The sequence below is a fragment of the Sunxiuqinia dokdonensis genome (genome assembly GCF_001270965.1).
Taxonomy (GTDB): Bacteria; Bacteroidota; Bacteroidia; order Bacteroidales; family Prolixibacteraceae; genus Sunxiuqinia; species Sunxiuqinia dokdonensis.
Window position 1 is genome coordinate 20,009 of sequence record NZ_LGIA01000177.1, and the last position, 11,252, is coordinate 31,260.

The 11,252-nt window shown below is 44.0% G+C and carries 12 protein-coding genes; 1 reads left to right on the plus strand and 11 read right to left on the minus strand.

Annotation, left to right across the window (positions count from 1 at the left end):
- Positions 1 to 11: 11 nt before the first annotated feature.
- Both NC99_RS15640 and NC99_RS15645 read right to left on the minus strand, forming a co-directional pair.
- Positions 12 to 887, minus strand: coding sequence for a helix-turn-helix domain-containing protein (locus NC99_RS15640; RefSeq protein WP_053185707.1), 876 nt, complete (start codon positions 885 to 887; stop codon positions 12 to 14).
- Between the two features lie 6 nt (positions 888 to 893).
- A complete protein-coding gene (locus NC99_RS15645) occupies positions 894 to 1,310 on the minus strand; it encodes an OsmC family protein (RefSeq protein WP_053185710.1) in 417 nt (138 codons plus the stop codon).
- A 152-nt stretch (positions 1,311 to 1,462) separates the two neighbouring features.
- Between NC99_RS15645 and NC99_RS15650 the strand changes: the two genes are divergently transcribed.
- Positions 1,463 to 2,164, plus strand: a complete 702-nt coding sequence (locus NC99_RS15650) for a Crp/Fnr family transcriptional regulator (RefSeq protein WP_053185714.1) — start codon at positions 1,463 to 1,465, stop codon at positions 2,162 to 2,164.
- 29 nt (positions 2,165 to 2,193) lie between these two features.
- On the opposite strand, the gene NC99_RS15655 is transcribed toward NC99_RS15650, so the two are convergent.
- The 9 genes from NC99_RS15655 to NC99_RS15695 form a co-directional block, all read right to left on the minus strand.
- Positions 2,194 to 3,369, minus strand: a complete 1,176-nt coding sequence (locus NC99_RS15655; RefSeq protein WP_082326521.1) for a murein hydrolase activator EnvC family protein — start codon at positions 3,367 to 3,369, stop codon at positions 2,194 to 2,196.
- 11 nt (positions 3,370 to 3,380) lie between these two features.
- Positions 3,381 to 4,256 (minus strand): DUF4292 domain-containing protein, encoded by an 876-nt coding sequence (locus NC99_RS15660; RefSeq protein ID WP_053185720.1) that lies wholly within the window; start codon positions 4,254 to 4,256, stop codon positions 3,381 to 3,383.
- The gene (locus tag NC99_RS15665; RefSeq protein WP_053185723.1) at positions 4,253 to 6,013 is read right to left on the minus strand and encodes a tetratricopeptide repeat protein; all 1,761 of its coding nucleotides are present in this window, start codon (positions 6,011 to 6,013) and stop codon (positions 4,253 to 4,255) included. Before NC99_RS15665 ends, NC99_RS15660 begins: the two co-directional genes overlap by 4 nt.
- Before the next feature lie 9 nt (positions 6,014 to 6,022).
- A complete protein-coding gene (dut, locus tag NC99_RS15670) occupies positions 6,023 to 6,457 on the minus strand; it encodes a dUTP diphosphatase (RefSeq protein WP_053185725.1) in 435 nt (144 codons plus the stop codon).
- A gap of 82 nt (positions 6,458 to 6,539) precedes the next feature.
- On the minus strand, positions 6,540 to 7,694 hold the full coding sequence (gene hemW / locus NC99_RS15675) for a radical SAM family heme chaperone HemW (protein ID WP_204375028.1): 1,155 nt from the start codon (positions 7,692 to 7,694) through the stop codon (positions 6,540 to 6,542).
- 26 nt (positions 7,695 to 7,720) lie between these two features.
- Positions 7,721 to 8,167, minus strand: coding sequence for an RrF2 family transcriptional regulator (locus NC99_RS15680; protein WP_053185728.1), 447 nt, complete (start codon positions 8,165 to 8,167; stop codon positions 7,721 to 7,723).
- Between the two features lie 3 nt (positions 8,168 to 8,170).
- Complete coding sequence (locus tag NC99_RS15685; RefSeq protein ID WP_053185732.1) at positions 8,171 to 9,541, minus strand: lactate utilization protein B; 1,371 nt, start codon at positions 9,539 to 9,541, stop codon at positions 8,171 to 8,173.
- Between the two features lie 3 nt (positions 9,542 to 9,544).
- The gene (gene rpiB, locus NC99_RS15690) at positions 9,545 to 9,976 is read right to left on the minus strand and encodes a ribose 5-phosphate isomerase B (RefSeq protein ID WP_204375029.1); all 432 of its coding nucleotides are present in this window, start codon (positions 9,974 to 9,976) and stop codon (positions 9,545 to 9,547) included.
- A 61-nt stretch (positions 9,977 to 10,037) separates the two neighbouring features.
- Positions 10,038 to 11,252, minus strand: a 1,215-nt coding sequence (locus NC99_RS15695; protein WP_053185738.1) for a lipopolysaccharide biosynthesis protein, incomplete at its 5' end; no start/stop codon positions are given.

Consider the following 11,252-nt stretch of genomic DNA (forward strand, 5'->3'; position numbering starts at 1 on the left):
AAAAATAAGATTTAATGGTACTTTTTTCTGCTATTATCGCGAAAATCTTTGATTGTTAGCCCGGTATACTTCTTAAAGAAGCGGCTAAAATAGGACGGATCATCAAATCCGAGCAGGTAGGCAATTTCTTTTCCACTCATGTTAGTGGCAAACAATTTCTGCTTGGCTTCTTCAATAATCCGGTTACGAATCATTTCACCGGCTGTAATTCCTGCCGATTTCTTGGTCACCTCATTCAGGCAGGTCGGATTCATGCTTAACATATCAGCATAGGCCGAAACACTTTTTTCCCGGGTATAGTTTTCTTCTATTAGTTCTTTGAAACGAATAATGGAAAAGCTGTCGGTTTGTTCGGCATCAGCAAGTGCGGGCTGGTATTGTGTTTCGAAAACCCGGATGGACTTCAGCAAAAACAGATGCAACAAGTTCAGAACCGCATCAGCGCTGTACTTATCCGGCTGCTGAACTTCTTCAGTCATCAAACTGATTAAAGCGTTCAGTTGGTCTTTTACTGCGCCTTCAACTTTAATGATGCTTCTGAACTCGGGATTATTAAACAGGTCGTACTCTTTAAAAGGCGTGTAGTTTTTGCGATTGTAGCGGGCAAATTCTTCGTTGAAAAGAATGGAGAAACCGCCTGCAATCTGATCCAAAACCATGCGATGTTTTAAGCCGGGAGGAACGAAAAGCAAAGTGTCCTTTTCAATGACATATTCCACAAAATCAGTCGCATGAACGGCTTGCCCGCTTTGTATCCAAAAAATGGAATAGAAATTATGAAGGTGAGGCAGCTGGTTTTCCCTCCGCTCCTCATCTTTCAAATCACAGATTTTCATGATTGTGAAAATCCGTTCCTCATCGTCATTAAAAAGATTCACCTGGCTCATGAAGTTTTATTCAATCACCCGTATTTCACTGCTCATTTTCATCGAATCGCGGTAAACGGCACTCACTCCACAATACTTTTCTTCGGAAAGATTGACCGCTTTTTCCAGTTTATCGAGTGGTAAATCTTTGCCTTTAAACTCGTAAATCACCTTCACTTCCGCATACTTTTTGGGGTGCTCCTCGGTCACATCGCCTTCCACCACCACCCGGAAAGCATCGGGTACAATCTTCATTTTTTTCAGAATGGAGATGACATCAATTCCGGTGCAACCCGCCAAGGCCGTCAGCATAAGCTTCTTGGGACGCGGTCCCAAATCGTTGCCACCACTTTCAGTTCCGGCGTCAATAATCAGTTTATGACCATCCTGTTCGGTTTCAAAAGCCATGTTTTCTTTCCATGCCAAATCAACGATATGTTTCATAATAATTGAATTTTAGAAAGTTAACATTTTGCATATCCTGACAATTCAGGTATGAAAATATCTAAATAAATAGTTTTACAAATATAAATGTTACTTGTATATTTAAGACCGATTTTCATCTTTATTAATTCATTCTTAATAAATAGCAATACATGAGAAGTTCAATCAATAGACCCTCAGAAGAAGAATGTGAACTTTCAGGTTTTCAGTTGTTTAAAAAATTGACCGAACAAGAGTTTACACAATTGAACTACGATAAAACCTGCTCGCTGTATAAAAAAGGGAGTATTATTTACCGCGAAGGCAGCCGGCTGACGGGTTTCTATTGTGTTACGAAAGGTATTGTTAAGATTTTTAAGACCGGAATTGACGGGAAAGAACAGATCATCCGCTTTGCCAAAAAAGGTGAAATTATTGCTTACCGGTCCTTGCTGAGTGAAGAGTTGGCCTGTACCACCGCCAAAGTGATTGAAGAAGCGGTTTTATGCCATATTCCCTACCAAACCTTGCAGTTTTTGATTCAAAGTAACTGGCAGTTTTCGCACCACATGCTGCAAATTGTATGCAAGGAACTGCGCGAGGCCAACGATTACATCACGGATATTGCTCAAAAAACCGTTCGTGAGCGCCTGGCCGAGGTATTGCTTTTGCTGAAGGATAGCTTTGAGCTCGACAACTCAAACACCCTGCAAATTTCGCTCACCCGTGAAGAACTTGCCAATATTGTTGGTACTGCCACAGAAAGCGTGATCCGGCTGTTGTCCGAGTTTAAACAAGATAAAATGATTGAGTTGCAAGGACGGAAAATAAAACTGCTGGATATTAAAGCATTGACCCGGGTGGCCAATTTGTGAGCTTTTGTGCGAATTTTTTCTGACCGGCTCTATTTGCTAATCCACTCTTCCGGATTCATTTTTTGGTTTTCGCGCCACACCTGAAATTTGAGTGCGGCTTTATTTTCATCAGAGAAAACAGTGCCAATTTTCTGCTTTGTTTTGACCTGCTGGCCCGCTGCCACATTGACCTCTTTGAGATTGGAATAGACACTTAGGAAGCTTCCATGGCGAATGATAACAGCCATGTTGCTGCCCGAAACGGCAAACACGCGGCTCACTTCACCATCAAATACGGCACGGACCTCAGAGTTGGCTTGGGTTGTTATTTCTATGCCGCTGCTTTTCACCTGGATGTTTTTTAACACCGGATGCGCATGAACACCAAAGCGTTCGGTGATGACACCCCGCTCGACCGGCCATGGAATGCGGCCGCGGTTATTTTCGAAGCCAGCGGCCAGCAGTTTTTGCTCCGGACTCATCTCGAGCGCGCCGTCTTCGCGGGCTTTTTTTGCCTCCTCCGCCAGCAAACGTTCAATTTCGCGATCCAATTTTTCCTGTTCCTGCTGCTGTTCCCGTAGCTTTTTGCGCAAGTCGCGCTGCTGTTGCTGCAAGCTCTGCACCTGTCGGCTCTGTTCACTTTTTTCTCCCATCAATCGCCGGGCTTCATCGCTTTTACTGGCCAACAGCTGGGCTTGCTCCTGCTTTTGTTGTTCCAACTCAACCACTTTTTCGTCCAGCAAACCGCTGATGGTCTGAATCACTTCGGCCTGCGACTTCCGGTATTTGGCATATTGCCTCAGGTACAGCATTCGTTTGTAGGCCTGGTTCAGATTCTCGGACGACAACAGAAAAATCAGCATGTCGTAACTGTTTTTATTTTTTCGGGCGAACCGGATCATGGCCGCATATTCCTTCCTGAGGGTTTCCAAATCCGACTTCAGCATTTCTGAAACCTGCGTATTCTCGTCAATGTAGCGCTCAAGCAGTTTTATTTCATCGTTCAGACTTTGAATCAGTTGGTTACGATTCTGTATTTGCGTGTTGAGCAGTTGAACTCTGCCCAGGGTGGCTTTCTCGCTCTTTTCGGCTTCCTGAAGCAGGGTGGACGTGTACTGAATAACTTTCGTTGTATTGTCCTTTTTAGCGCGTAAATCCGTCAACGACTGTCCGCCGGCGGACAACACGGCAAGAAGGAAAAACAAGCTCAAAAAAAGGCTCTTCATGGGATCATTGGCTATTGTATCCGGTCATATTTGTCCGGAATGTTGAAATTAAACGACTGGTCTTTTTCTGTGGAAAATTTACTGAGTTTAATTTTCATCGACAACTCTTTTTCGGGGCTGGCAAACAAAATATTGATATTCCCCGGGTAAAGCTGCCGGTCCACTTTTTCAAAATCAGAAAAATCAACAGTTACCTTGCGGGAATTTGATTGATCATCCAAAACAATTTTCCTGATCTTAAACGTTTTAGAATCAATATAGAAATGCTGAACGATAAAGTCATCTTCACCCAATTTGTTCAAATAGCGGTCAATCTTGTCTTCTTTGCCTTTCTGCTCAATTTTATCGAGTTTCCGGTTTTTAATCGATTGCAGGATGTACATGCCTGAATCGGCGTAGGAAACAAACTCCCTGAAATCATTGTCGCGCGGATCATCGCGGTACGAAAACGCATCGTTGCTGATAATGGACTGCACCAAGTCAAAATTGAGTTCCATGTTGACCAAATCACTCAGGTATTCGTATCCTTCTTCCAGGTATTCCTTTTTCAGGTAATTGACCATTCTTACGCTGTCGGGCGTCAATAGCAAACGGGCAAGCGGAATGTTAATCTTACTAATGGTCAGTAGAATTTGCTTATCTTTTTCCGATTTCAGATTGGCACGAAACGAAGCCTTTTCATCTGGTCCCTCGTACTGGCAAACAATCCGCTTAATGGCCAGCATGTCGTAATCAAACGACTTGTCTTGCACCTTTCTGATCAGGCGATTGGTGTTCATTGGCCTGATTTTCTCGGTACTCACCACCTTGCTGGTTTTGCAGGATGAAATACCTAAAAACACGACAAAAATGAGTATAATAATTCGGTGTGGTGAAGGTGCTTTCAAGGGACTAAACTTTCAATAAATCGTGATTCCTTAATTTTTTGTTCCAGTACCTCGGTGCCTTCGCCAAGCGCTTTTGCTTTTTTCCAGTTTTCGAGTGCCTTGTCTGTCTCGCCCAGTTTATAAAGGATATCGCCGTAGTGTTCCAGCAATACGCCATTGTTCTCGCCTCCGTTGTTAATGGCCGATTCGATGTAGAATTTGGCCAGCTGGTAGTTTTCGCGCTTAAACAAAACCCAGGCGTAGGTGTCCAGGTAAGTCGGATTATCGGGATTTGCCTGGACTACCCGCCCACTCATGCGCTCGGCTTTCTCCAGCTGCTCGCCCCGGATTGAAAGGTAGTATGCATAATTGTTCATGGCCATGTAGTTGTCCGGGTTCAGTTTAATCACCTCGTCAAATGCCTTAAAAGCCTTTTCGACTTGATTCAGTTTGTAATAGGCTTCAGCTTTGTACAATTCAAACTGAACTTTAAGCGACTGGTTATCCAACACATATCCTTCACCTTCTTCAAGCGTTTTTAACACCTCATCGTACTTTTCGAGCTGAAGGGCGGCAACGGCGTGTAGCGCATACAAAACGGCCTGATTCGGGAACAATTCAATGGCTTGCGCGCTGTTGCCGTACAAGCTTTCAAAATCCATTAAATCATTGTCCATAAACAGCAGTTGCTGCCAGATTATGAAGTTGTCCTTGTCGGTTTCCAGGTATTGTTTCAGGTAATTGCGTGCTTCGTCAATTTTATTTTGCCGCATTAAATGTTCGGCATAAAGGGTGTACAGCCGGTTATCATCGGGATGCGTTTGCTTCAGAATATCAAGCAGTTCGTTAATCTGATCGGGCGACCAGTCTGAATTTTCGGTCCCGGAAGTTTGCAGCATGTAATACTGCATTTTGGTTTCAGCATCCAGTTCCTCGTTGCCAAAAGCCTCTTTGATGTGCTCAAACGCCTTATTCATATCGCCTTGCTCAATGTAATAGTTGGCCAGCGAAAAGTGCACAAAGCCATTTTCAGGGTCTATCTCCAGTATTCTATTGAAATTTTTGATTGCGTTTTGTTCATCGCCCACCTGTTGGTACAGCTCGGCCAACAGGCCGTAATATTGTGTTTCCTCAGGATCGGATTCAATCAGGCGGTTAATTTCTTCGAACGCCTCGTCCGGCTTCTCCCAGGCGAGATAGATTTGCTGTTTGGCCACCGAAATCTGCTCATTCAGTCCTGTCTTTTGTTCCAGGCGATTGTATGCATCAATGGCTGCTTTGTATTGTTCGGCCATCGCCAAAAGGCTGGCGTTGTAATACAAATACTCCAGATTATCCGGCTCATCGTTACTCAACTGGGTGTAAATATCCGCTGCTTCCTGGTATTGCTGCCGCTGCCGGTAAATTTCGGCCAACAGCAACTTGTACCATTTATTTTCAGAGTTGATACTGATGGCCTTTTCGAGCAAAAGCGAAGCGCTTGTCAAATCCTTGTTCGCATAGTGAATGCTCGCCATTTCGTACATGGCAACCGACGAATTTGGATCAATTTCGAGGCAGCGCGAAAAGATAGAAACGGCTTGTTGAATATTGCCCAGCTTCTTTTGCTTCAATCCTTCGATAAACAAATACTCAAACTCATTCTGTTGATCTTCCGACAGTTTTGTTTGTGCAACCGCATCAACCGCAGGTTCGGCCACCAGCTTTTGTTGTGTTGCTGAACAAGACGCCAAAAGGGCGGCTAAAAATAAAATATATGTCAGCTTTTTAAATATCATTTTCCTCTTCTAATTTTTTCCCGTATGCCCAAAACCACCCGCGCCGCGTTCAGTTTCTTCCAATATCTCGACGGGTTTCCAGGCAACGGTTTCATGTTTGGCGATCACCATTTGGCAGATCCGTTCGCCGTGGTTAATCACAAATTCTTCGTTGGATAAATTCACCAGGATGACCTTGACTTCACCGCGGTAATCGGCATCAATTGTTCCGGGCGAGTTCAATACAGTCACCCCTTTTTTGATCGCCAACCCGCTGCGAGGCCTAATTTGCGCTTCGTGTCCAACCGGCAATTCAATAAACAGGCCTGTTGGTACCAAAACCCGTTCCAGCGGTTTCAACACAATGGGTTGTTCTAAATCAGCACGCAAGTCCATTCCGGCTGATAAAGCGGTGCTGTATGCTGGCAATTCATTTCTCGACTGGTTGACAATTTTCACTTCCATAAGTAGCTTTTTTTCAATCTGCAAAGATAGAGAAATATCGCTAGCCTCCTTCCCTGCAACTTCCAATTAACAATATTTAAGGCTATTCGATATAGAACAGTTCTTCCATGATCTTATCCGAAATGAACAGGCCTTCGGTTGACAGACGATAAACGTCATCCTCAAAACGCATATGCTTGCTGATTAAGTATTTTTCAGCTTGCTCTTGAAAAAAATGATGAAATTTGGGCTCGAAATTCGCATGGAGGTAGGATCTTGAAATTCCCCATTTCGTTCGCAACGAAGTAATCATATAGTCGTTGTACTGGTCTTGTTCCGACAGGATTTCCGTTTCCCAAAAGCTTGTTTCCGCTTCAATAGCCTGCAGATATTTTCTCAGGCTCGAAACATTCCAGCGGCGGGTTTTGTGGTCGAACGAATGGGCCGAGGGTCCAAAACCCAGGTACTTTTTTCGTTCCCAATAGGCTTTATTGTGGCGCGAATAAGACTCGTTTCGTGCGAAATTCGATATTTCGTACTGCTCAAATCCGGCACTTTTCAAACGGGCCAGCAACAGTTTAAACTGGTCTAAGCTTAGTTCATCCGGAAGTTCCTTGATTTTCCCGCTTTTCAGGTATTTGTAAAACACGGTGCCTTCGTGGTAGGTGAGATGATAAGCCGAAATGTGCTGCACATCCAAGGCAACAGCTTGTTCAACATTGGCTTCCCAGTCGGCCAACGTTTGGTTGGGCAAACCGTAAATCAAGTCGATACTGATATTTTGGATTCCGGCCTGCTGCGCTGCTTTGATGGAGTTTATCGCTTGCCGGCTGTTGTGGCGCCGGTTCATGCTTTTCAAATCGTGATCATGAAATGACTGTGTTCCAATGCTTAAGCGATTGATTTTTGTTGTTTTCAAACCGCTTAAAAACGAATCGGTCAAATCGTCGGGGTTGGCTTCGAGCGTAATTTCAACGTCCTTTTCGAGCTGATAATCAACTTCAATCAGGCTCAAAATCTCCCTGATCTCTTCGATTTTTAAAACCGATGGTGTTCCGCCACCAAAGTAGATGCTGCCAATGCGCTCGCCATCAAGCTCTCTTTTGCGCCACTCAATTTCCTTTTTCAGGGCGGAAAGAAAATCGGTTTTCGCTCCAAAATCGGTCGATTTGTAAAAATCGCAGTAGTGACACTTGGTCTTACAAAATGGGATATGAATATAAATTCCGGCCATAAACCAGTCCTCCTCTGTCATCATCCGACGGCCTGCCGGAAACGAACGCTTTACATTTTTATCAGATCTTCGTGACCTTCCATGTCATCAATCACCGTCGCCAGGGTTGTTTCGCAATAAAACTTGTACAGTTTTTCGCGAACCTCCGAAAAGCTCTTGTGTACCGGGCAGGGTTGTCCTTGTTCGTGATGTGTTGAACAGGGTTCCATGCTAATCAGGCAGTTTTTGAAAAAATCTTCGCCATCAATAATACTCACAATATCATACAGCGAGATTTCGTCTTTTGGCTTTCCCAAACCAAAGCCACCGTTGGGTCCTTTGGTTGACACCAGCACCTTTTGCTTCACCAGGTTTTGTAGTATTTTCCCCAAAAAAGGAGTTGGAATATCCAATTCACTTGAAATTTTCTTAATCCCGATTTTCGTTCCTTTTCCATCGCTAAATCTTCCGAGGTAGATTAAGGCCCGGATGGCGTATTTACAGGTATTCGACAGCATAATTTAGTGTTTATTTTTCCATTGTTTACTAAATGATTCCTTTGCAAATGTTGGCAGGGACTTTTTGTCGCCCAAGGCATCTTGTTTGAGTTTTCCCAGTTGATTTTTAGATTTTCCACCCAATAAATCCAGGCGCTCACGTTTCATAAACGCATATTCAAACGCTTTCATGCCCACATTCCAGGCCAGTGGGGTATCGCCATTTTTCACCGCATCGCGGCGATTGTACAGCAGCATGTTGTGCAGTGGAATCCGCACCGGACAAACTTCGGTGCATTTTCCGCAAACCGAGCAAGCCGAACTTAAGTGGTTGTACTCTGAAAATCCTTTGTAAAACGGGGTGATAATTGAGCCGATGGGGCCGCTGTAAGTCGCATCGTAGGTGTAACCACCCACATTTTTATAAATGGGGCAGGCGTTTAAACAGGCACCACAACGGATACATTTTAAAGCTTCAAACTGGTCATCTTTCTGGTACAATTCACTCCGCTTATTGTCCAGCAAAATCACATACATTTTCTCCGGGCCATCCACTTCACCTGCCCTTTTGGGGCCCGACACGATGGAATTATAAACGGTAATCTGCTGCCCTGTTCCGTGTGCCGCCAGCAACGGCCACATCAATCCTAAATCCTTCATTTTTGGCACCACTTTTTCAATGCCGCCAATGACAATATGAATTTTCGGAAAGGAGAATGTCATCATCGCATTGCCTTCATTTTCAGTCAATGCGATGGCGCCTTTATCGGCAATCAGGAAATTTGCTCCCGTTACACCTACATCGGCCCGGGTAAACTTTTCGCGAAGCAATCCGCGAACAAAATTCGTTAAATATTCCGGTGTACTTTTTTCGGGTGTATCAAACTTTTCATGGAAAAGTTCAGCAATATCTTCTTTCGACTTGTGCATGGCAGGTGTCACAATATGATACGGTTTTTCACCGGCAATCTGCACGATGTATTCGCCCAAATCAGTCTCCAGCGACTCCACGCCAACGGCTTCAACATGCTCATTCAGTTCGATTTCCTCTGTGGTCATCGACTTACTTTTTACCAGCAGCCTAGCTTGGTTATCCTTCAAAATTTGCTGAACCGCCTGAATGGCTTCCGCGGCATCTTCGGCCCAAATCACCTCAGCGCCATTGGCCTGGCTGTTTTTCTCAAAGTCAAGCAGATACTGTGGCAGATTGGCAATGGCTTCACTTTTTATATACGAAGCGCGATCTTTTGCCAACTCGAGGTTAGCGTATCTTTTTCGGCCCCGATCCACTGCCGCATCGTACTTGGAAATGTTGAATTTGATGGTTGCCCGATGTCGTTTATCGAACGCAATTTTTTCAGAATCCTTTATGAATTGCTTCTTTTCGTGTGACATAATCTAGCTCAATGGCATTTTATTGATTCGTCGAAGATGTCGTCCGCCTTCAAAATCGGTTGAAAGAAAGGTTTTGACAATCATCATGGCTTCTTCATCGGTCACAAAACGAGCCGGCAAGGCGCAAATATTGGCATCGTTGTGAAGTCGGGCCAAAGCGGCAATTTCAGGTTTCCAGCAAATAGCCGACCTAATTTTCTGATGTTTGTTCGAAGTCATGCTAATGCCATTTCCACTTCCACACAGCGAAATACCCAATTCAAATTCGCCATTTTCAACGGCTTCAGCCATCGGATGCGCATAGTCCGGATAATCGGAACTTTCAGCCGAATAGGCACCAAAATCTTTAAATTCAATTCCCTGTTCTTTCAAAAAATCAACGATCACCTGTTTTTTTTCATATCCAGCATGATCGGAAGCCAACGCAATCTTCATCTTATTCATTTTCACTAAAAATAGTCAAAAATAATACTTAAAAGTATTTATTCTGAATTTCTTACTTCATAAACCTATAAATTTCTTTTCGCTCTAAAACAAAGGTCAACAACAAGAATATGCCAATGAGCAATGTATGAACAAAATACATCAATACTGAGGCGGTGAGATTTAAAATTTCGGCTGCAAAATATACGGCCAATGCAACTGCAAAATACAGTGCGATTCGCTTAAGCGGGTAATCGACCGGAAAATACTTTTGCCCAAAAACGTAGGACAGCACCACCATCGTCATAAAACAAATGAGCATTGCCCAGGCCGATGCCATGTAACCAAATTTGGGTATAAACACGATATTCAGAATTAGACTGATGCCGGCGCCAACCAAGGCAAAATAAGCTCCGAAACGCGTTTTATCGGTTAGTTTATACCAAAGCGAAAGGGTGTAGTAAATTCCCAGAAAGAGATTCGCCATCAAAATAATGGGCACTACATTTAATCCGGAATGGTATTTCGAATCGACAATCTGTTTTACCAAATTGATGTACAAACAGATCCCCAGAAAAATGATCAAACCAAAAATGACGAAATATTTCATGATGATGGCATAGCCCCGCTTGTTATCATCTGATTTAACCTGGGAGAAAAAAAACGGCTCGAAGGCATAGCGAAAAGCCTGGATAAACATGTTCAGAATGACGGCCAGCTTGAAATTGGCTCCGTAAATTCCCAGTTGCGACATGGGATCCTGACTTTCGGGCAGCAATTTCGGGATTAATATCTTGTCGATATTTTGGGTGACCATGCCGCCAACGCCAACCAGGAGGATGGGGAAGGAGTACCAAACCATTTCCTTCAGGAGCTTGCGGTCCAGTTTTAATTTCACAATCATTTCGGGAACCAGCAAAAGCAAGGCAATTCCGGAAGCAATCAGGTTGGAAATAAACACATAGCCGACTCCTATTTCAGGCGAGTAAACCAGCTTAACCCAGCTATCAGGGTTCGATTTTAACACAGCCGGACAAATACTCAAAAAGAAGATATTGAGAAAAATGGTCACAAAAATGCCGATGAATTTCAGAATGGCGAACTTCACCGCTTTCGACTCAATGCGCAGTTTGGCAAAAGGAATTGCTGTCAACGCATCGAGCGCAACAATCAGCGCCACCCACCGGATGTACTCCGGATGTTCGGCGTAGTCGATCCAGCCGGCAATGGTGTCGGAAAAAGCAAGGACCAAAAGCAAAAAGGCAACCGACGTGCTGAACAGGGAAAT